Source organism: Maribacter luteus (assembly GCF_009674825.1).
GTDB classification, from domain to species: Bacteria; Bacteroidota; Bacteroidia; order Flavobacteriales; family Flavobacteriaceae; genus Maribacter_A; species Maribacter_A luteus.
On the sequence record NZ_WKJH01000026.1, the window covers coordinates 23,646 to 45,183 of the forward strand.

Genomic DNA, 21,538 nt, shown 5'->3' on the forward strand with positions numbered 1-21,538 from the left:
AGATTATGAGTTACTTCTTTCGTAAATCCAGTACATGTGGATACTCCGGGTTTTTAGGTACTTCTTTGAACACAAAAGTATTGGATGCATCCTTAGGTTCCACCATTCGACCTGTAAAATTTGTTGTAGGTCCCATTTCCATAGGTGTCACTTCCCCTTGTGAATGTCCAAAATCCCAAAAGCGATTGATCCTTCTAGACTCCGCCTCATAACTGTTTACAGGATAGGTATCATAGGAACGACCTCCAGGATGGGCTACAAAATAGGTACAACCACCAATGGATTTCTTATTCCACATATCCACAACATCGAATACCAGAGGAACATCTACCCCTATAGTAGGATGCAATGCAGACCAAGGCTCCCATGCTTTATAGCGGATCCCTGCAACATACTCCCCTTTTACACCTGTTGGACTCAGTTCTATCTTAACCCCATTACAGGTTAAACTATATCTTTCTGCGGTAAAGTTGTTGACTTTTATCTGCACCCTTTCCAAAGAAGAATCGACATAACGTGCGGTTCCCCTTCCTGACATTTCCTCGCCCAACACATTCCATGGCTCAATGGCCATACGTAGTTCAATTTGCATGGAATTGATTTCTACCTGTCCATATAATGGGAACCTGAATTCAAAAAACGGATCGAACCAATCTAATTTAAACGGATAACCGGCATCGTTCAATTGCATGACAATATCTTTGATATCCTCTTTTACATAATGCTCCAATAGAAACTTATCGTGCAGCTCCGTACCCCATCTCACCAAGTCGTGCTTATAGGGTTTCTTCCAAAACCAAGACACCAAAGTACGCACCAATAGCATCTGCATAAGACTCATCTGGGCATGTGGGGGCATGTCGAATGCACGCAATTCCAATATACCGAGCCGCCCAGAGGAAGAATCCGGGGAATATAATTTATCGATGCAGAATTCCGCCCTATGGGTATTCCCCGTAATATCGGTAAGTAAATGACGGAACAAACGATCGGTCAACCAAAAAGGCACTTCTCCATCATCTGGAATCTGGGAAAATGCGATTTCAAGTTCATAAAGATTCTCGAGTCTTGCCTCGTCTACACGTGGCGCCTGACTTGTTGGCCCAATAAAAGCACCCGAGAACAAATACGAAAGTCCGGGATGATGTTGCCAAAAAGTTAGAAGACTACGAAGTAGTTGTGGGTTACGAAGTAAAGGACTATCGGCTGGAGTAATACCTCCCAAAGTTACGTGATTGCCCCCTCCCGTTCCCGTATGCTTACCATCAAGCATAAACTTTTCTGTTCCCAATCGTGATTTTTTCGCTTCCTCATACAATGTGAAAGTATTGGAGGTCAGTTCACTCCAATTCTTTGCCGGGTGAACATTTACTTCGATAACCCCGGGATCCGGAGTGATCTTAAGCACTTCCAATCGGTTGTCCCTTGATGGTTCGTACCCTTCGATAATTACGGGCACTTCCAATTCCTTTGCCGTTGCTTCAATACTTGCCACCAAATCGAGAAAGTCCTCTGCACTGTCCAAAGGCGGTAAGAAAAGGAACAACTTATCATCCCTTACCTCAGCACATAAAGCGGTTCGTACATAAGGCTGTTTTTCCAAAGTGGTTATGGGCGCTTTCGCCTCCAATCTTTTTTGCAGTTCTTCCCCATAGGCCTTTAAGTCAGGTTTGGGTTCGAACAACTCGGGTTCCGCTGTTGGTTCTGAGGGTACTTCAGGATCTTTAGGTAAGGATTCCAAAGGCAATCGCAATCCTACCGGCGAATTTCCTGGCGTTAAATAAAGGTAACCACCCCTAAATTCCCATTTATTGGTAATCCAATATCCATTACTTTTGGCCAAAGGTAAAATATGGCCTACGGTTTTGCCTAAACCTTGTTCCATTACTTCCCCCAGCTTTCGCCTTAAGGCCGTATCTTTCTTATTGTATTCTTTTGGATTGACATCTACGGGAAGTTTACCTTCTTCCCATAAGAAATAGAAGCCATCTTCAAAGGCCGGAATAATGGAATCATTCGGGCAAGCTAATTTATTTGTCAAGGTATGTAGAAAGGTACTTGTTATATCTTCGGGCAACGTATAGGTTTCCGTAAAAGAAGCTAACCATTTGGGGTCTTTCCAAATCGCTTCACCATCCTTTCTCCAGTGAATTCCGATTAGCCAGCGCGGTAAGGGTTCTCCCGGATACCATTTGCCTTGGGCATGGTGTAACATTCCCCCTTTACCGAAAGAATTCAGCAATCGTAAGGAAAGGGAACTTGCCAATTCCCTTTTATGTTCCCCATCAGCCTCGGTATTCCATTCTTCACCTTCCATATCATCGATGGAAACGAAAGTGGGCTCACCGCCCATTGTAAGTCTAACATCATTGGCTTGAAGCTCCTCTTCCACTGCGAACCCAAGATCATATATGGCCTTCCATTGATCTTCTGTATAAGGTTTGGTAACACGTGGTGATTCAAATATCCGGGTAACCGAATTATCGAATTCGAATTCGGTCTCACAAGGATCCGTAAGACCATAAACAGGGGCTGCACTTTCAAACGAAGGGGTGCAGGCCAAGGGAATATGCCCTTCCCCTGCCAAAAGTCCGGAAGTGGCATCCAAACCGATCCAACCTGCACCAGGAATATATACCTCGGCCCATGCGTGCAAATCGGTAAAATCCTCCTCTGGCCCTGAAGGTCCGTCCAAAGATTTTTCGTCCGATTTTAACTGTACCAAATATCCTGAAACAAAACGAGCTGCCAACCCTAAATGTCTTAGGGTCTGCACCAACAACCAGGCAAAATCCCTACAGGACCCCAACCTACGTTCCAATGTCTCCTCTGAGCTCTGCACCCCAGGTTCCATACGTATAGTATAATCCAGATACTCATATATTTTATGGTTCAGGCCGGTAAGAAAATCGATGGTCCGTACTGGGGTTAGATCTAGCTTACTTATCCATTCTTTTAACAAAGGACCGTCTTCGGTGACTTCCAGATAAGGCATAAGTTCCTTTTTCAGGTCATTGGAATAAGCGAAGGGAAATTCCTCGACAGCTTCCTCAACGAAAAAATCAAAAGGGTTTATGGTTTTTAAATCAGCGATGATCTCTACCTCTACCGATAGTTCCTCAGTTTTATCCGGAAAAACAATACGGGCCAAGTAATTTCCGAAAGGGTCTTGTTGCCAATTGAAAAAATGGTTTTCCGGCTTAATTTTTATTGAGTAAGCACCTATTGGCGTTCTACAGTGGGGCGCTGGCCTAAGCCTAAAAATATGGGGAGAAAGATTTACCCTGCGATCATATTTGTAAACCGTTTTATGGGCGATAACTACTTTTAATGCCATTTGGAAGTTGAATTTTCAGTACATCCTAAGATAAGCCTAATATCAGCAACCTTTTCAACGGGACTTATTTTAACCTACACTTTTGTATATAAATAATTAATTCCTACTCCTTTTTATCAGATTGGCGATCTTAAAGGGTTTTTTCTGTTTTACAAAAATGGGTTTTATGGTCAATGCTCCCTACAACAAGCCAAGACCCAAAATGGCCATTAAAATGCATGAGTTAACCCATTTGTTGAAAAATGCATTTATTACACAAACCCTACCCTATAAACCTAGGATGGGAACCCGAAAAGAAAACAACAAGCCTACACCCTCTTTTTAACGATTTTCACGAACCGAACCTTTGGTTCAATTCTTCCACTATTTTCTCAATTTTTATGTTTTTGGCCTTTTTCTCCAACGCAATTGCCGGTGCTTTTCTAACCTTACAATCCTTTATGGCACATCGTTCACAGGTGACCCCCACATTTTGTGTTTTGATCTTAGGGTCGTCCAAAAACTTAACTTTTCGCTCTAACTGTTTGTTCAAAAGCAAACCAATGGTTATGCTGCGATAATAATCTTGCTTAAAGGGATCTTTCGTGGCTGAAGAAAATACCAAATATTTCATTCCGTCGTCCTCGTAATTGGAAATCTGAATATCGAATTCGTGTTCATTTTTACTCTTACGAATATCTTTCAACATCTTTATGGACACCCACCTTCTACAATAATGCTCATTGGTTTCATTTGCATGTGGTGAATGCTGATGGGACAAATGCAATTCCTTTTTTAAATGGAATTGATCACTTTTAGCCTTATGTGTAAATCGCAAGAAAAAAAGATTTTGAATATTGAATTCCTTGGGTAAAATATTGGTGAGACGTTGATAAAATGATTCCGGAGAAGCATTAAAAGAGTTAATGGCTTGTAAGAACAAGGCCGTATCAAAAGTGTTTTTTGCAAAAACACTACTCAATTGCTCAGTAAGCCTAGCTTTGGGTATTACCAAGGCACCTGCAAAATAAGAAGCATAAAAGTTGTTCAGTACTTGATCGAAGGTATCGAACTTAATCCACGGAAAAGTATACAGACGTTCCTTTATCCCTAAAAAATTATAAGCAAGTTCCTTGGCATAAATAAAGGTTCGTTGGGCCTCATCGATTTCATTGGTAAGCAATAACGTTTTCGTTTTTGGTACCAAGACGGAACGTAAACTACCCAAGGCCTCATACTTCAACAATTCGTTTTCATTGATCTTATATCCAAATTCCTCTATCAAAATTTCTTCGAGTTCTTTGGAAGACAACCTGCTATCCAGATCAATCTGGTAAGCTTTGGAAAATTTAAGTACACTTTGTTCCAAATCGTCAAAATAATTGTTGTTTGCCTCTTGGAACGAACGAACCGATGCAAGGTAAAAACTCTCCCTACTGAAATTATAGTTTTGCGCGATCTCAATAATCGTACTTATAAAGGCATTCACCTTTACGGGGGCATTGGCCACAATATCTATCAGGTTACTTTCTTTGATCCCGAAAAGCTCTAAAGGAATCTCTTTCAAGATCTTGGACTTTAATAAATTCCCGATCGGAGCTAGGTTTTTATCCAACTTCAAGGACACCATTTGGTCATATGGCACGTCCAATTTCTCGGAAAGAATAGCGATTTTGTCAGGTTTCGGATATTTTTTTCCATTTTCAATTTCGTTCAAATACGATTTTGAAAGACCCGAAAGTTTAGATAATCCGAACAAGGATAAATTCCTGTCAGTCCTTATCTGCTTTAGCTTTAGCCCAAATATCAATTTTATATAACCCTCTTCCATAATTACAAATATAAAGCTTTTTGCGAACATGTATTTTTTTGCGAAAAAACATTTTTAGCGAACGTTCGCTTGTTTTTTTTAAATCTTTGTTTTATCATTGTTGTCTAAATTCATTAGCACCATGGAAAACACACTATTAAAAAAATCGAATATTATCTTCTCAAAAGAGGTAGATAATCACTATCCCGAAATCCTCACCGAAGAGGCTTTGGCCTTCCTATTCGCATTACACCAGAAGTTCAATAACCGAAGGTTATCGCTTTTGGAAGAACGGCTAAATCAGCAGAAATTCTTCGATGCAGGCGGTTTTCCAAAATTCCCGAATGAAACAATGGAAGTTCGCAATGGCGAATGGAAAGCCGGCAACATTCCCCATGACCTACAGGACAGGCGTGTAGAAATTACAGGGCCGGTAGACAGGAAGATGATCATTAACGCATTGAATTCAGGTGCCAAAACCTTTATGGCCGACTTGGAAGACAGTACCGCCCCTACATGGGAAAACGCAATTGAAGGGCAACAGAACCTGATTGATGCCAATAAAAAAACCATCTCTTTTGTTCATCCCGATAATGGCAAATCCTATTCTTTAAATCCAGAAACCGCTGTTCTATTGGTAAGACCCAGAGGACTGCACTTGAACGAAAGACATATCATCATAAAAGGTGAGGAACTATCTGGCAGTTTAATGGATTTTGGTCTTTACGTATTCCATAACACAAAAACACTTATGGAACAGAACACAGCACCCTACTTCTATCTGCCTAAATTGGAACACTATACAGAAGCACGTTGGTGGAACGATGTATTCACATTCGCCGAAGAATACCTTGATGTACCCAACGGTACGTTCAAAGCAACGGTTTTAATAGAAACGATAACCGCAAGTTTTCAGTTAGATGAAATCATCTACGAACTAAAAGATCATATCGTGGGGTTGAACTGTGGCCGATGGGATTACATATTCTCATACATCAAAAAATTCAGGAACCACCCGAATTTCGTCGTCCCCAACCGTGATCAAGTAACGATGACCTCACCTTTTATGGATGCATATTCGAAATTGGTGATCCAACGATGTCATAAAAGGGGAATATTGGCCATAGGTGGTATGGCGGCCCAAATTCCGATCAAGAACAACCCATCCGCAAATGCAGAAGCTTTGGAAAAAGTAAGAAAGGACAAGAATCGCGAAGTTAAGAACGGTCACGACGGCACTTGGGTAGCCCACCCGGCCTTAGTGGCAGTTGCAATGTCAGAATTTGATAAGTACATGCCCACACCAAACCAGTTGCATGTTACCAGGGAAGATATACAGATTACCGAAGCGGAATTGGTAGAAATACCTCAAGGTACCGTTACCGAAGCCGGCATCAGAAAAAACATCAATGTCGGTATTCTATACCTAGAAGCATGGCTACGCGGATATGGCGCCGTTGCCCTCTATAATTTAATGGAGGATGCCGCCACTGCGGAAATATCCAGGACCCAAGTGTGGCAATGGCTTAAGAACGAGGTTAAACTAGAGGATGGACGAAAATTCAACATTGCGCTTTATGCCGAACTTTTTGATAGTGAAATCGAAAAGATCATTACCGAATATGGGGAAGACAACCTGAAGAACACCAAATTCAAACTGGCATTCGAACTATTTGACCAATTGGTACTTTCCGAAGAGTTTGAAGAATTCTTAACGCTAACTGCGTATCAATACATATAGAAAAAAAACAATCCTGCGATTGCGGACACAATCAACAGGATCTAATTATTACTAATAATAACATATTACAAAACTATGGAAAATCTGGAGAAAACACGAACACTCGTAACAAATTGGGCAATCAGCAACACGGTTGATTACAGCGCCCAAAAGACACCCTCAACATTAAGTTCTAACACATCCATTTACATTAAACTTTAAACCTTTTGATTATGATACAGTATAATAACGCCATAGACGTAATACGAAACTTAAAAGCGAAACACGGAAACACCTGGGCAAGTATAAGTCCGGAAAACGCAGCACGTATTGCAATACAGAATAGGTTTAAAACAGGACTGGACATTGCCGAATACACGGCAGGCATCATGCGTAAGGACATGGCAGATTATGACGCGGATTCCTCCCAATACACCCAATCTTTAGGTTGCTGGCATGGTTTTGTTGCCCAACAAAAAATGATCGCCATTAAAAAACATCATGGCACAACGAACAAAAAATACCTATACCTTTCCGGTTGGATGGTAGCCGCCTTGCGTTCCGAATTAGGCCCTTTGCCTGATCAATCCATGCACGAAAAAACCGCCGTTCCAAAGTTGATAGAAGAAATATACACCTTTTTAAAACAGGCAGACGCTGTAGAATTGAACGATCTTTTCCGTCGTTTGGATGCCGGTGAAGACGTGCAATCGGAAATAGATAATTTTGAAACACACATAGTTCCCATCATCGCCGATATCGATGCAGGTTTTGGAAATGAAGAAGCAACCTATCTTTTAGCAAAAAAAATGATCGAGGCCGGTGCTTGTGCACTTCAAATAGAAAATCAGGTTTCCGATGCCAAGCAATGCGGGCATCAAGACGGTAAGGTAACCGTACCCCACGAAGATTTCATCGCAAAAATAAATGCGCTTAGATATGCTTTTTTGGAATTGGGGATCGAGGAAGGGATCATCGTAGCAAGAACCGATTCGGAAGGAGCCGGTTTAACCCAAAAACTACCGGTTTCCCAGGAAGAAGGTGATTTGGCTTCCCAATACATGGATTTTGTAGAGGCCGAAGAGGTTTCTATGGAAGATGTTAATGAGAACGATGTCCTTTTTAAACGGAACGGGAAATTGGTACGCCCATTACGCATGCCGAACGGATTGTACAAGTTCAAGGAAAATTCCAATATAGATCGCGTTGTGCTTGACTGCGTTACCAGCTTAAAAAACGGGGCCGACTTACTTTGGATCGAAACCCCGACACCAAACGTGAAACAAATTGCCCATATGGTGAACAGGGTTAAAGAGCAGGTGCCAAACGCGAAACTGGTGTATAACAATTCACCTTCTTTTAACTGGACGATCAATTTCCGCCAACAAGCTTATGATGCCATGAAAGAGGCAGGAGAGGATGTATCAGACTATACTCGTGAGAATTTAATGGACGCCAAATACGATGGTACGGCCTTATCACGAAAAGCAGACGAAATGATCCGGACCTTCCAGGAAGATGCCGCTGAACATGCCGGTGTATTCCACCATTTGATCACCTTGCCTACCTATCATACTACGGCATTGCACATGAACGATCTTGTAGAGGGCTATTTCGGTGATAAAGGTATGTTGGCCTATGTAGATGCCGTCCAACGTCAAGAAATCAGAAAAGGTGTTTCTTGTGTTAAACACCAACGTATGGCAGGTTCTGACTTGGGCGATGACCACAAGACCTTCTTTGCCGGTGAAAAAGCTTTGAAAGCAGGTGGCGAGAAGAACACAAGCAATCAGTTTGAACTGAATGAGAAAGAGGAAACGATAGAACTTATTCTTACGAAATAATTTCCAATCCGATTCCTGGGTAAAGGCGATGTACGATTGTCGCCTTTGCCTTTTTTTTTTAATAATTCCATTGATTTCCCTCACAACATCCAACAGATATGTTCACAACAGCTGACCTTTATGACGAGTACAAAGCTCAATTAAATTGCGTAGAACCCATATTCCGCCCCTACGGAAAGAAAAAGGTTTTTTCAGGGAAAATATCGACCCTTAAATTGTTCGAAGACAATTCCTTGGTAAGAAAGAAACTCGAAACCGACGGTAAAGGAAAGGTTCTGGTCATTGATGGCGGTGGCTCCTTACGTTGTGCTTTGGTCGGTGACCAATTGGCCGCTCTAGCCATTAGGAACAACTGGAACGGCATTATCATATACGGCTGTCTTCGCGACAGTCATCTGATCAATTCAATGGACATTGGTATTAGGGCAATCAATACTTGCCCGGTAAAAAGCATTAAACGAAATATTGGCGAGGTCGACATTCCAATTACGTTCGGAGGTGTTACCTTTATACCAAGTGAATATATTTATGTAGACCATGATGGCATTCTTATTAGCGAACATAATTTATTGAAATAGCATGAAAGGAAGAAAATTACTTATGATCCCTGGTCCAATTGAGTTTGAGCCGGAAGTCTTACGTGCAATGGGCATGGCAACAACCAGCCATATAGCCCCGAACTTTATAGAGGTTTTCGGAAACAGTCTTGAATTGATGAGGGAGGTTTGGCAATCGCCGACAGGGCAGCCCTTTATCGTTGCAGGAACAGGAACATTGGCTATGGACATGGCAGCAGCCAACCTTATTGAACAAGGCGACCATGTACTAGTTATTTCCTCTGGATATTTTGGCAAACGTTTTAAGGACATCCTAGATCGTTACGGAGCCAACACCACTATTTTAGAAGCACCTATTGGTGAAATCGTTTCGGTTGAAGCTATTGAAAACGAATTGAAAACCGGAAAATATAAAGCGCTGACCATAACCCATGTAGATACCTCAACAGGCATTTTAATGCACCCCAAACCTATAGCACAGTTAGCAAAAAAATATGGGGTACTAACCATTCTCGATGGCGTATGTTCCGTGGCAGGGGAAGAAATAAAACAAGACGAATGGGGAATCGATATGGTTTTAACGGGCTCACAGAAAGCGATCGGGGTACCACCAGGTCTTGCTCTTTTAATGGCTTCGCAAAAAGCGATTGATGTTTTTAAAAACAGGCAGACACCTGTAGCTAGTTATTATTCAGATTGGGGCAATTGGCTGCCGATAATGAAGGCGTACGAAGAAAGAAAACCTTCTTACTTCGGAACACCTGCGGTCAACTTAATCGTAGCGCTGGAAACCAGTTTAAAGATCATTTGTAAAGAAGGTATGGACAATAGGGTCAAAAGGCATCAAAATTTAGCCAAGGCCTTTAGAGCCGCACTAGCTTCTTTAAATCTGGAGATCTTACCGAAATCAAATCAGGTTGCGGCCAATACCTTAACTGCTGCTTACTACCCAAAAGGGATTGATGGTGCCGCCCTTCGTGCTAAAATTGCCGAAAAAAATGTAATCGTTGCAGGAGGATTGCTCGCAGAAATAAAGACCTCATACTTCCGAATCGGACATATGGGCTCCGTCTCACCAAACGACCTAGTGGCGGTATTAAGTGCTTTGGAATGCGCTTTATTGGAATTAGGGCAGCCAATAGAATCGGGTATAAGCCTGCAAAGTTTTCAAAATGAACTAATGCAGACTGATTGATGCATTTTTTAATTCAAAAAGAAGACGTGCCCAAAGAGCAGAAAGACCATTAATAATCGAAGGTTTAAAAACACATATATAGGCAACAATTCACTAGTATTTCACCTATTGTTTTTTTTCTAAGACTTTTGACTATCCGAGACACCCCACTGATCCAAACTTCTTAGGATATCTTCAAGGGTTTTCCCACGTTCACTTAATCCATATTCCACCTTTGGGGGAACAACAGGAAAGACTTTCCTATAAATAAGTCCGTCCTTTTCCAATTCCCGTAAGGTTTGGGTAAACATTTTATTCGAAATCCCCGGAACTTTCTTTTGTAATATTCCCGAACGCAGTGGTCCTTCCAATAAATGGAACAATACCAATGGTTTCCATTTGGTCCCAATTAAACCCATGGTATAATTGAGCGGACAGCAATTATTTTTATCCATTATAAAAACTTATAAATCTGATTTACAGCATTTTACTCCTTTAGGTAACTATAGGACTTTTAAGTAAGTTATTGCCCAAAGGATAAATATATGCTTATTTTGTAACTTATTTAAACAAATAGCTATGACATCAGATAAAAATTATCCAAAATCATTCTCACACATCGGGATTACGGTCCCTGATATTGAAAAGGCCGTAAAATTCTATTCAAACGTGATGGGATGGTATGTAATCATGGAGCCATCCAAAGTGAAAAAAGAAAATGAAACCGCTATAGGACAAATGTGTATCGACGTTTTTGGCGATGACTGGGAAGAATTCGAAATCGCGCATTTAGCCACTTCAGATGGTATTGGTATTGAATTGTTTTCCTTTCCCCACGGCGTAAAAGAAGCTCCCGAATTCAACCCTTTTAATACCGGACTATTTCATTTCTCGGTACAAGATCCCGATATAGAAGGATTGATAGATAAAATCGTGGCGTTTGGTGGTAAACAGCGTATGCCCATTAGGGCCTATTACCCTGAAGACAAACCTTACAGAATGTGTTATGTGGAAGATCCCTTCGGGATTGTTTTCGAAATCTATACCCATAGCTATGAACTAACATATTCTTCGGGCGCTTATTCGTCATAAAACGAATCGCTAAACGCACATTCTAACTACGGTGGACCAACAAAGGAAATTCCACAAATAAGGCAACTGATAAACGGGATCTTTTTAAAGATTCCGTTTTCCCCTATGCCAACAAGTATAGGTTTTGGCAGGTTCACCTCCTTTACCTTTACTACCCCCTTTTAATTATTATTCCCGATTTCCCATTTACTATTGTTCGAAATCACTATCTTTTCTTTCCCAAAATAACAGCTAACTGAACTTTTGGGAACTAGAATTAAATTACTATCGTAGGATCTTGATCAATGGCCAAAAATTATCAAAACCACAACCCGACCTTAATAAGGATGGTTGGAAAATTATTAAAACTTGCCCCTCAATTCCCCAGAATCATACAGAATGTAAAAAAAGCCAAGGGTATCAGCCCTAACAGTTATGCTTCCATTGGCAGGATCATAGAATCCAATGCCGCCAAACATGGGAATATAGTCGCCCTTAGGTTCGAGGACCAAAGTTATACCTATACCGAATTCAACGAAACCATAAACCAATATGCCAACTACCTTTTAAAGAAAGGGGTTCAAAATGGTGAAACGGTCATCGTTTTCTTGGAAAACAGACCTGAACTGCTCTTTTTGATCGCGGCTTGCGCAAAAATCGGGGCTATTATATCCCTTATCAACCCCAATCAAAGGGAACAGACGTTAATACATGCCATAGAGTTGACAAAATCCAAACACCTGATCATCGGTGAGGAGCTCGTACCTGAATTCGAAGACGTTAAGGAAATCATTAATAACCTGGCCGACCCTAGTTATTATTGGCTAAGTGATCAAGGTAAAGGATCCTGTCCCAAGAACTACATTGATCTTAAAATGGAACTGACAAAAGTTGATACGACCAACCCTAACACAACATCACAAATAAAGGCCAGTCAGATTTACGCCAATGTATTTACGTCAGGAACTACAGGGTTACCCAAAGCATCGAGACAAACGAACAGAAAGTGGATGGCGACATACTATTGGTTCGGCAAGGTGAACATGAACCTCAACACCGACGATGTTATGTACGTTCCCCTACCCTTTTACCACACAAACTCAATTATCGTTGGCTGGCCTACGGCACTTGCGGCTTCTTGTACCATGGTTATGAGAAGGAAGTTCTCGGTCACACATTTTTGGGAAGACGTTGCCAAATACAATGTCTCGGCCTTTATTTACATTGGGGAATTGTGTCGTTATTTATTGAATGCCCCACCTTCTGACTTGGAGAAAAAACACAGAATCACAAAAATAATGGGCAACGGGTTACGGCCTGATATTTGGCACCAGTTTAAGGAACGTTTCCAAATTAAAAACATCTACGAGTTTTATGGCGCTGCCGATGGTAATACCAGTTTTACCAATACCTTGAATTTTGATTGTACCATCGGATGGTGCCCTCAAAATTACAAGATCATAAAATATGATGTGGAAAATGACACCCCCTTGAAGAGCGACAACGGTTTTTGCATTCCGGTCAAAAAAGGGGAAACCGGATTATTGATTTCCGAAATCAGTGAAAAATCAGCTTTCGATGGCTATGTGAACAAGAAACGTAATGAGGACAAAATTCTTCGAAACGTACTGAAAACCGGGGACATGTGGTTCAACAGCGGTGACCTTTTACAAGATATCGGTTTTCGACACGCCCGCTTTGTGGACAGGATCGGGGATACATTTCGTTGGAAAGGCGAAAACGTTGCCACTGCAGAAGTTGAGGGAATAATCGGTCAGGTCAAAGGAGTTGAAATGTGTGCCGTCTATGGCGTACAGATACCTAATAACGACGGTAGGGCAGGTATGGCAACTATTGTAAAACATAAGGTTGAAAATTTCGATATGACATCCTTGACCGGGAAATTACACAAAGAACTCCCTAAATATGCCATACCGATCTTCATTCGAATAAAGGGTGATATCGATTTCACCCACACCCATAAAATCAAAAAATTCGATTTGAAAAAAGAAGGTTTCAATTGTAAAGACCCTGTATATGTAATGCTTCCGAAAAATAACGAATATGTTCATTTGGATAAAAATCTATTAAAAGAAATCCAAGAAGGAAGCCATATTTTTTAATTTGAATTCATCTATTCAATTAACATTGGGTTAAATGGTTTAATTAATTTGAAAACCTTAAATTTAGGGTATGAACCCGTCGATTGATTCCTGATATAGAATTCGAATATTTTTACCTTTTAAGACCTTAAACAATAGGTCCTGACTTTATTTGAAAATGTATAAAACCTCAGCAACCTAATTTCAGGGATCCCTATTCCCTTCACCAACCTTACCTATGGATAGACCAAAAGATTTTGAACAGTTCGAAAACCTTGCCGAAGAACAATTACCGGTTCCTAAGAACAAATTACATGATTGGACCCATTTTGCGGGACTATATGCTGCGGAACATGTTGCCGCGACCGAATTTGTCATAGGTGCGACCTTTGTTGCCCTCGGTGCAAAAACGATGGATATTCTATTGGGGCTTTTGATCGGTAACATCTTAGCTGTTCTTAGCTGGACGTTCATTACCTCACCCATTGCGGTAGATACAAGATTAAGCCTTTACACATACCTTAACAAGATTGCGGGCGACTCAATGACAAAACTCTACAATTGGGCGAACGTCATCATCTTTACGGTAATTTCCGCGGCCATGGTAACCGTTTCGGCCACAGCGGTACGTTTTGCTTTTGACATACCTGCCCAATTGAATTGGTATCCGACCAATGTATGGTTTTTATTAATCGTCTTTGTTGTGGGTATGGTAGTAGTATCCATAGCCATATACGGATTTAATGCGGTATCTGAATTTTCGGGAATTTGCGCCCCATGGTTGTTCGTAATGTTCACCAGTGGCGCCCTAGTTCTTTTGCCTGCCCTATCCTTAGACGTATTGGGCAAGACTTTACCTAATGGCTGGAGCGATTTTATAAGCATTGGCAATCAATCCATTTGGACAGGGATTAACAGTGAAGGCGAACCCGGCATTGGTTTGGTCGAGGTCATAGGTTTCGCATGGGCAGCCAATACCATTACCCATTTTGGACTAATAGACATGGCCTTATTACGTTTCGCCAAGAAGAAAATTTATGGATTGGCGACAAGTACCGGAATGATGTTCGGCCATTATGTGGCATGGATCGCTGCGGGAATCATGGGCGCAGGTGCCGCCGTGATCTTGGGTAAAAGCATAGTGGAATTAGATCCAGGTGATGTTGCCTACTACGCACTGGGGTGGTCAGGTTTCGTTATCGTCATCGTTGCCGGATGGACAACGGCTATAACAAACCTCTACAGGGCAGGGTTGGCGGCCCAAGCCATTTTCCATAATCATTCCCGAAAAACCACCACACTTACCGTAGGTCTGATTACGGTAATCGTAGCCTGTTTCCCTTTTGTGTTTTCACAAATACTCCCCTTATTAACATATGCCGGACTTTTGGTAGTACCGGTCGGGGGCATCGTTTTTGCAGAGCACCAAATATTTCCAAGAATAGGATATACCCGTTACTGGTCTTCCTACCGCAAACTAACGTTCAGTACGCCGGCCATTGCTGCTTGGGCATTGGGCCTATTGTTCGGTTTTGGACTTAATGCCCTGAACGTTATGTCTTTCTTTTATCTTTTCATCCCCACTTGGATTTTCACCATTTTGATCTACACCTTTTTGGCTTCCCGTTATGGCGCAAAAGATAAATACCCTGAGGCTCAAAAAGAGGATGAAATTCGAAATGAAAATATTGAAAGGTTCCAAGAACAAAAAGCGGCACTGGAACCAAAAACAGTGAAAGACGATTCTAACTTCAGTAAACTCCTGAGGAGTATCGCCATCCTGGCATTGGCCATAACACTGATATTGGCCGGCATAACCATGTTCAATAGCATGGATGAAAATGCCTATTTCGCCAATCGTGAGAATTTTTATCAATACGGATTTATTTGTACCCTAATATATTTTGTAACGGCATATTGGGCACTCAGACGTAAAAAACAAAAAAACACCAATTAATAGAATATGGAAAATATCCTCTACCTCAATAACGGTAATTTGGCAGAGATCCAAAAACGTATCCCCTGCCCCGACTTCGATAGAAATGAAATTGAAATAGGCATAATACATATCGGTGTCGGTGGTTTTCATAGGGCCCACCAAGCATTATACACCCATAACCTTCTTGAAAAATTCAATAGCTCTGGAAAACAGTGGGGCATCTGCGGCATTGGTATACGTGAAGCTGACCGAAAAATACATGATGTACTTACAAAACAAAACGGACTCTACACCCTAATGGTAAAACATCCTGATGGTGAGGTAAAACCACAGGTTATAGGCTCGCTGGTCGATTTCTTATTAGGCGCAGACGACCCTAATCCAGTTATTGAACGTATGGCAAACCCTCATACCAAAATCGTTTCACTAACCATTACCGAAGGAGGGTATAACTTCAATCCCGCAACAGGGGAATTCAATTTTGAGAACCCTGACATTCAACACGAATTGAAGCATCCTGAGCGCCCAAAAACAGTTTACGGTTATTTAACCGCCGCTTTGAGAAAACGTCGTGAAGCAGGCATACCCGCTTTCACCATAATGTCCTGTGACAACATTCAGCACAATGGAGATGTTGCACGGAACATGCTCCTAACTTTCGCGAAGAAACAGGATTCGGAATTGGCCGAATGGATTGAAAAAGAAGTTAGTTTCCCCAATAGTATGGTAGACCGCATAACACCGGTTACCACGCAATCGGATATTGATTATTTGGAAAAAACCTACGGCTTAAAAGATGAATGGCCCGTTACCTGCGAGCCTTTTCTTCAATGGGTTATAGAGGATAAATTTTCAAATGGTAGACCAGGGTATGAAAAGGTAGGTGCACAGTTCGTACCCGATGTAAAGCCTTATGAGAAAATGAAACTACGGTTGCTCAACGCAGGTCATTCCGTTTTAGGTTTATTAGGTGCCATCCATGGCCATAAAACCATCAACTCTTGTATTGAGGATGAAGTATTCTCCAAGTACTTAAGAAAGTTCATGGATACCGAGGCCACCCCAACTTTGGATAAAGTACAAGGTATTGATCTTGACAAATATAAAGACAGTCTTCAAGAACGCTTTGCAAACCCCAACATTAAGGATAGTGTCAGCCGCATTTGTTCCGAAACTTCTGCCAAACTACCGAAATTCCTGATTGAAACCTTAGATGAGAACTTAACGAACAATGGCAGTATTGAATTAACAACCTTGGTCATTGCCGCATGGTGTTACTACAGTGATAAAGGAAAAGATAAAAACGGGCAACCTATTGAAATCATAGATGTTATGGCCAATGAACTACATGAAGCCGCAAAACGGACCATAACCGACCCATTGGCATTCATAAAGCAAGAGTCCCTATTCGGAGACCTTGCCAAGAACAAAAGGTTTGCGACTTCATATACTGAAAAGGTTCAGGAAATCTATAAAAACCCGGATGTAAAAAAAATCATGGAATCAATGCTTTGAAACCCTATTGATTTAATCTGATTGATTTAACAAAATTACCTAAGATCCAATAAGCCATAGTCCAAATTTGCTATGGCTATTTTTTTTCAAATACTTATCCATCTTTTACCATAAACAACTTATACTATTAAATCTTTATTAAAATTGAGCAGTATCAACAGTTGAAAAAAACAAGAAAACCAACAATACCATACCTTTGTAGACTTTAGGAAAAACAGAAACTAGAGAATGAATTTAACCATCGAAAACATCTTATTGGTCGGGTCCTTACTACTGCTGATCAGCATATTTGCCGGTAAGACATCTTATAAGTTCGGTGTACCTACCCTTTTGTTATTTTTGGCCATAGGGATGTTAGCTGGATCTGACGGAATCGGCGGTATTCATTTTGACAATCCCAAAATAACCCAGTTCATCGGTATTGTATCGCTCAACTTCATTCTTTTTTCAGGTGGCCTCGATACCAGCTGGCCAGCGATAAAACCCATCCTATGGGAAGGTATTGCCCTATCAACGGTAGGTGTTTTGTTGACTGCCCTTACCCTTGGTGTTTTCGTTTGGCAGTTTACAGGGTTGACCATTTATGAAAGTATGCTATTGGGATCCATTGTTTCCTCAACGGATGCAGCTGCCGTATTCTCTATACTGCGTTCTAAGAACCTTGCCCTTAGGACCAATCTAAGACCAACATTGGAGTTGGAAAGCGGAAGTAACGACCCCATGGCCTATGTATTGACCATCGCATTTTTGTCTTTGGTCATCAACCAGGATCTTGGCATTACCTCGATCATCCCCCTATTTCTAAAACAGATGGTCATAGGCGGACTTGCCGGTTTGGGATTTGGTCGTCTCAGTAAGTTCATCATCAATAAAATAAAACTCGATTTCGAAGGACTTTATCCCGTATTGGTCATTACCCTTATGTTCATAACGTTCTCGGCAACAGATTTTGTCGGAGGTAATGGGTTCCTGGCCATTTATATGTGTGCCGTTTACCTTGGCAACCAAGACTTGATACATAAAAAAACCATTCTTAAAATGTATGATGGATTGGCTTGGCTAATGCAGATCGTTTTGTTCCTTACGTTGGGCCTATTGGTTTTCCCATCACAAATACTGCCCATTATGGGAATAGGTCTTCTCATCTCGGTTTTCCTGATTGTAGTGGCTCGTCCTGTTGGGGTTTTCATTAGTCTATTACCTTTTAGGATGAAACTTAGAAGACGCTTCTATATTTCATGGGTAGGTTTACGTGGGGCAGCCCCAATCGTATTTGCGACCTATCCCCTATTGGCAGGTATAGATAAGGCAAATATGATATTCAATATCGTATTCTTCATATCCGTTACTTCGGTTTTGATCCAAGGCACTACGTTGTCCCTAGTGGCTAAATGGCTGAATGTGGCAATGCCGGGTGAAACCAAAAAACCATCACCGACCGACTTATTACTTGCAGAAAACCCGAAAACGGAAATGAAAGAAATCTTCATACCTCCAGATAGTTTTGCAGTGAATAAGAAAATCGTTGAATTAGGTTTTCCCAGAAACGCCATAATCGCAATGATAAAAAGGGATGATAGTTATGTAACCCCGAACGGTGCCACTATAATCGAGTCTCAGGATACACTGATCGTTCTTGCCGAGAGACCGGAAATCATGAACAATGTTTACAATGCCCTTAAAATGACATTGAATTGAAAAAATGTATGATTGTTCTTTATCACGAAAAAACAATTCAATTAAATTTGCAGCATGAAAAATAGTATCAGGATTTTCTGTGTAACCGTCTTAATGGCCATTTACTGTATAGCAATACATGTTGTTAGGACAAACACCTTCATTCCTGATGTAACAAAAAGCACCACTACGGATTTAGGTAAGCAGCACACCTTTGTAACGAACAACTTATACGGCCATTTTTCTGTCTTTGAAAGTTCCATAGAAAGTTTCAACTTTCTACCCGAACCTAATTGCGAAAATCCGATTGCGAAAATATGGTCTTCAACAAAGGGTAGTGAGCAATTATTAAACGCTGTTTACACCCAATATCGCAATTTTTTAAAAGGTGCCCCCATTCAGCTTAGGGCCACCGATATCATTTTCCCTTTCCATTATTTTTGGTGATTCATTTATAAACTGTCAGACCTCTTCGAATGACAGGTTTTATTCCGTTAGGCCTTGCAATGCATTTGGCCCGATCAACTACTTATAAATTTAAAAAATAACTAAAATGAACATGGATTTAGGAAGCGCCATAGTAGGTGCTATTATTATCACGATATGTATGCTACCTTTTATAATGATTGGAAGGAGCAGAAAGAAAAAGGAAAAACAATTTATTCAAGCACTTCAGAACAATGCGAACAAGCACAATTGCCAGATAAACCAACAAGAGGTATTCGGTACTTTCGCAATAGGCATGGACAAGGAACATAATGCATTGTTCTTCACTAGAAGTACAAAAGAAAAAGAGGAAGAACAATTTGTTGATCTTTCCAACATCAAAAAATGTGAGGTCATCAATACAGGTAGAACGTTCAGAAACAAAAATGGCGATAAGAACGGAACCAAAACAATAATCGATAAACTGGAACTGGGATTTATTCCAAAGGCAAAAGACCAACCGGAAATCAAATGGGAGTTTTTTAATGCGGACATCAGCTATCAAATAAATGGTGAGCTGCATGCAATGCAAAAATGGGCCACCAACATCAATATCCTATTGTCTCCCAAGAGCTGATTCATTAATGCCCAATGTGATTTACATTGGGCATTTTTTCATTTCTTTAATATACTTGGCAACATATAGATAAGACCCCTATTTAAAATCTTATTACTTTTAATAATTGGAACTATCGGCTTAAAGTAAAAATTCACAAATAACAGCCCTATGAACAGAAAAGATGCAACAAGGATCGTACAGGAAGACGGTATGGAAAATGGACGATTTGTCCTCTTCGAAAATGATATTTTTGCCGGTGAAATGATTTATACTTGGAAAGCCAAAACAACATTCAGTATCGACCACACAACTGTTGACCCAAATTTCGGAGGAAAAGGCTTCGGTAAATTATTGGTCATTCAAGCTGTGGAATTTGCCAAGGAAAACGGTTTAAAAATAGAACCACTTTGTTCATATGCAAAAAAAGTAATCGAAAAGAACCAAAATCTCCAAGAAGTGCTGATCAACTAAATCCTTACCCCACTTATTGAGATAACGGCCAAAAATATAAAACAGGTTCTACTTAGTCGCTATATAGTTCACAAGCTCCCCTACCCCATAAGCTTCTTCCCTTGGGGCCAAACATATAAATCCGTCAGAGTGCACCAAACTGGTTAAATCGCCCGACCCATTCTCACGTACGGGATTCACCCAAAGACTTCCTTTCCTATTATCGGTTTTCACCTGTACAAAACGGGTCAATGGCGGTTTCGCTATCACTGGGCCGTTCAAAAAAACCTGCTCATTCCTTATCTCAAGACCTAATGAGCTATACAACCATGGGAGAAAGTACACATGATAATTGGCAAAAGTGGAAACAGGATTGCCCGGAAATGAAAAAACAACGGTTTTAAGATCTGGCTGCACACCGAACCAAAAAGGTTTTCCTGGCTTTTGGGCCACTCTATGAAACACTTTCCCCACCTTAAGATCTGCCATAACTTCAGGAATAAAATCGAACTTTCCTTTAGACACACCACCACTCAATAAAACCGTATCGTAGGTTTCCAAAATATGGGACAGTTCTTTTCGAATATCTGATTTATCATCTTTAAGATGTATTGGATTGGCGACGATCCCTTCTCTCTGTAAAGCAGCACAAAGTGAAAGTACGTTCGATTTTCGTATTTGATGGGGCAAGGGTATTTCCGAAACCTCTACCAACTCATTTCCTGTAGAAATCACACACACTTTTGGTAGCTTTTTCACCTTAAGCCCAGATTTACCCACAGAAGCCAAAACCCCTATTTCCGCAGGCCCGATACGCGTATTTTTATGTAATAGTACAGTTCCGGATACAACATCGCTCCCTTTTGGGTGTACATCTTGGCCTGCAATTGCATCTTTCAATAAAGTGGCGTGCCCATTTTTGATTTCCAAATGTTCGTACATCACCACCGTATCGGCATTTTTAGGTACTACTGCACCGGTCATTATCTCAATACAATTATGGATGTCACTCAGTTTTTGCTGGGGCATTCCGGCACTGGCAATTGCTTCGATCTTAAAAGAATTTATTCCTTCTTTTAAGGCTTTTGAATTAATGGCAATTCCGTCTTTGGTAGCACGGTCAAAAGGAGGAAAATCCCTATCCGCCAAAATATCCTCTGCAAGAATCCTGCCTTCACTTTGCTCCAAAGCCACTATCCCAGCCCCCAAATCCAAAGTATGTTCCAACACCTTTGAATACGCATCATTAAAATTTATCATACCAAAAACCATTAAAAATGAGCACTTAACCCCAAAGATAGAAATAAGTATAGCATCA

At 40.9% G+C, this 21,538-nt stretch carries 17 protein-coding genes; 13 read left to right on the top strand and 4 right to left on the bottom strand.

Going from position 1 to position 21,538, the window contains the following annotated elements; all coding sequences use genetic code 11:
• Positions 1-10 precede the first annotated feature (10 nt).
• Positions 11-3,337 (bottom strand): transglutaminase family protein, encoded by a 3,327-nt coding sequence (locus GJ691_RS15905; RefSeq protein WP_154368672.1) that lies wholly within the window; start codon positions 3,335-3,337, stop codon positions 11-13.
• Positions 3,338-3,503: 166 nt separating this feature from the next.
• On the opposite strand from GJ691_RS15905, the gene GJ691_RS19595 reads away from it, so the two are divergent.
• Entirely contained in the window at positions 3,504-3,662 is a 159-nt protein-coding gene (locus GJ691_RS19595) for a hypothetical protein (RefSeq protein ID WP_179955150.1), read from the top strand.
• A 6-nt stretch (positions 3,663-3,668) separates the two neighbouring features.
• Here the strand turns inward: GJ691_RS19595 and GJ691_RS15910 are convergent, their stop codons facing one another.
• The gene (locus GJ691_RS15910) at positions 3,669-5,147 is read right to left on the bottom strand and encodes a helix-turn-helix domain-containing protein (RefSeq protein ID WP_154368674.1); all 1,479 of its coding nucleotides are present in this window, start codon (positions 5,145-5,147) and stop codon (positions 3,669-3,671) included.
• A 121-nt stretch (positions 5,148-5,268) separates the two neighbouring features.
• Between GJ691_RS15910 and aceB the strand changes: the two genes are divergently transcribed.
• The 4 genes from aceB (at position 5,269) to GJ691_RS15930 (ending at position 10,442) form a co-directional block, all read left to right on the top strand.
• Positions 5,269-6,867: a malate synthase A gene (gene aceB, locus GJ691_RS15915; RefSeq protein WP_154368677.1), complete on the top strand. Its 1,599-nt coding sequence runs from the start codon at positions 5,269-5,271 to the stop codon at positions 6,865-6,867.
• Positions 6,868-7,079: 212 nt separating this feature from the next.
• A complete protein-coding gene (locus tag GJ691_RS15920; RefSeq protein ID WP_154368679.1) occupies positions 7,080-8,690 on the top strand; it encodes an isocitrate lyase in 1,611 nt (536 codons plus the stop codon).
• Between the two features lie 98 nt (positions 8,691-8,788).
• A complete protein-coding gene (gene rraA, locus GJ691_RS15925; protein WP_154368681.1) occupies positions 8,789-9,268 on the top strand; it encodes a ribonuclease E activity regulator RraA in 480 nt (159 codons plus the stop codon).
• A gap of 1 nt (position 9,269) precedes the next feature.
• Positions 9,270-10,442, top strand: coding sequence for a pyridoxal-phosphate-dependent aminotransferase family protein (locus GJ691_RS15930; protein ID WP_154368683.1), 1,173 nt, complete (start codon positions 9,270-9,272; stop codon positions 10,440-10,442).
• A gap of 119 nt (positions 10,443-10,561) precedes the next feature.
• On the opposite strand, the gene GJ691_RS15935 is transcribed toward GJ691_RS15930, so the two are convergent.
• Positions 10,562-10,876 (bottom strand): winged helix-turn-helix transcriptional regulator, encoded by a 315-nt coding sequence (locus GJ691_RS15935; protein WP_154368685.1) that lies wholly within the window; start codon positions 10,874-10,876, stop codon positions 10,562-10,564.
• A gap of 124 nt (positions 10,877-11,000) precedes the next feature.
• Here GJ691_RS15935 and GJ691_RS15940 point away from each other — a divergent pair, with 124 nt between their 5' ends.
• The 8 genes from GJ691_RS15940 to GJ691_RS15975 all read left to right on the top strand — a co-directional run bounded on the left by GJ691_RS15940 (position 11,001) and on the right by GJ691_RS15975 (position 20,241).
• Positions 11,001-11,513: a VOC family protein gene (locus GJ691_RS15940; protein ID WP_154368687.1), complete on the top strand. Its 513-nt coding sequence runs from the start codon at positions 11,001-11,003 to the stop codon at positions 11,511-11,513.
• A 284-nt stretch (positions 11,514-11,797) separates the two neighbouring features.
• Positions 11,798-13,615, top strand: coding sequence for a long-chain-acyl-CoA synthetase (locus tag GJ691_RS15945; protein WP_154368689.1), 1,818 nt, complete (start codon positions 11,798-11,800; stop codon positions 13,613-13,615).
• Positions 13,616-13,832: 217 nt separating this feature from the next.
• Positions 13,833-15,551 carry a purine-cytosine permease family protein gene (locus tag GJ691_RS15950; protein ID WP_154368690.1) on the top strand — a complete coding sequence of 573 codons (1,719 nt, stop codon included), beginning with the start codon at positions 13,833-13,835 and terminating at the stop codon, positions 15,549-15,551.
• A 6-nt stretch (positions 15,552-15,557) separates the two neighbouring features.
• A complete protein-coding gene (locus GJ691_RS15955; protein ID WP_154368692.1) occupies positions 15,558-17,048 on the top strand; it encodes a mannitol dehydrogenase family protein in 1,491 nt (496 codons plus the stop codon).
• Positions 17,049-17,276: 228 nt separating this feature from the next.
• The gene (locus tag GJ691_RS15960; protein WP_154368694.1) at positions 17,277-18,746 is read left to right on the top strand and encodes a potassium/proton antiporter; all 1,470 of its coding nucleotides are present in this window, start codon (positions 17,277-17,279) and stop codon (positions 18,744-18,746) included.
• Positions 18,747-18,800: 54 nt separating this feature from the next.
• Positions 18,801-19,172: a hypothetical protein gene (locus GJ691_RS15965; RefSeq protein ID WP_154368696.1), complete on the top strand. Its 372-nt coding sequence runs from the start codon at positions 18,801-18,803 to the stop codon at positions 19,170-19,172.
• 106 nt (positions 19,173-19,278) lie between these two features.
• Complete coding sequence (locus GJ691_RS15970; protein ID WP_154368698.1) at positions 19,279-19,788, top strand: hypothetical protein; 510 nt, start codon at positions 19,279-19,281, stop codon at positions 19,786-19,788.
• Positions 19,789-19,938: 150 nt separating this feature from the next.
• Complete coding sequence (locus tag GJ691_RS15975) at positions 19,939-20,241, top strand: GNAT family N-acetyltransferase (RefSeq protein WP_154368699.1); 303 nt, start codon at positions 19,939-19,941, stop codon at positions 20,239-20,241.
• Between the two features lie 48 nt (positions 20,242-20,289).
• Here the strand turns inward: GJ691_RS15975 and GJ691_RS15980 are convergent, their stop codons facing one another.
• A complete protein-coding gene (locus GJ691_RS15980; protein ID WP_154368702.1) occupies positions 20,290-21,480 on the bottom strand; it encodes a molybdopterin molybdotransferase MoeA in 1,191 nt (396 codons plus the stop codon).
• Between the last annotated feature and the right edge of the window lie 58 nt (positions 21,481-21,538).

Bases quoted from the DNA above. Each gene is read 5' to 3' on its own strand.
- GJ691_RS15905 (WP_154368672.1), bottom strand. From the start codon at position 3,337: ATGGCATTAAAAGTAGTTATCGCCCATAAAACGGTTTACAAATATGAT.
- GJ691_RS19595 (WP_179955150.1), top strand. From the start codon at position 3,504: ATGGTCAATGCTCCCTACAACAAGCCAAGACCCAAAATGGCCATTAAA.
- GJ691_RS15910 (WP_154368674.1), bottom strand. From the start codon at position 5,147: ATGGAAGAGGGTTATATAAAATTGATATTTGGGCTAAAGCTAAAGCAG.
- aceB (WP_154368677.1), top strand. From the start codon at position 5,269: ATGGAAAACACACTATTAAAAAAATCGAATATTATCTTCTCAAAAGAG.
- GJ691_RS15920 (WP_154368679.1), top strand. From the start codon at position 7,080: ATGATACAGTATAATAACGCCATAGACGTAATACGAAACTTAAAAGCG.
- rraA (WP_154368681.1), top strand. From the start codon at position 8,789: ATGTTCACAACAGCTGACCTTTATGACGAGTACAAAGCTCAATTAAAT.
- GJ691_RS15930 (WP_154368683.1), top strand. From the start codon at position 9,270: ATGAAAGGAAGAAAATTACTTATGATCCCTGGTCCAATTGAGTTTGAG.
- GJ691_RS15935 (WP_154368685.1), bottom strand. From the start codon at position 10,876: ATGGATAAAAATAATTGCTGTCCGCTCAATTATACCATGGGTTTAATT.
- GJ691_RS15940 (WP_154368687.1), top strand. From the start codon at position 11,001: ATGACATCAGATAAAAATTATCCAAAATCATTCTCACACATCGGGATT.
- GJ691_RS15945 (WP_154368689.1), top strand. From the start codon at position 11,798: ATGGCCAAAAATTATCAAAACCACAACCCGACCTTAATAAGGATGGTT.
- GJ691_RS15950 (WP_154368690.1), top strand. From the start codon at position 13,833: ATGGATAGACCAAAAGATTTTGAACAGTTCGAAAACCTTGCCGAAGAA.
- GJ691_RS15955 (WP_154368692.1), top strand. From the start codon at position 15,558: ATGGAAAATATCCTCTACCTCAATAACGGTAATTTGGCAGAGATCCAA.
- GJ691_RS15960 (WP_154368694.1), top strand. From the start codon at position 17,277: ATGAATTTAACCATCGAAAACATCTTATTGGTCGGGTCCTTACTACTG.
- GJ691_RS15965 (WP_154368696.1), top strand. From the start codon at position 18,801: ATGAAAAATAGTATCAGGATTTTCTGTGTAACCGTCTTAATGGCCATT.
- GJ691_RS15970 (WP_154368698.1), top strand. From the start codon at position 19,279: ATGAACATGGATTTAGGAAGCGCCATAGTAGGTGCTATTATTATCACG.
- GJ691_RS15975 (WP_154368699.1), top strand. From the start codon at position 19,939: ATGAACAGAAAAGATGCAACAAGGATCGTACAGGAAGACGGTATGGAA.
- GJ691_RS15980 (WP_154368702.1), bottom strand. From the start codon at position 21,480: ATGATAAATTTTAATGATGCGTATTCAAAGGTGTTGGAACATACTTTG.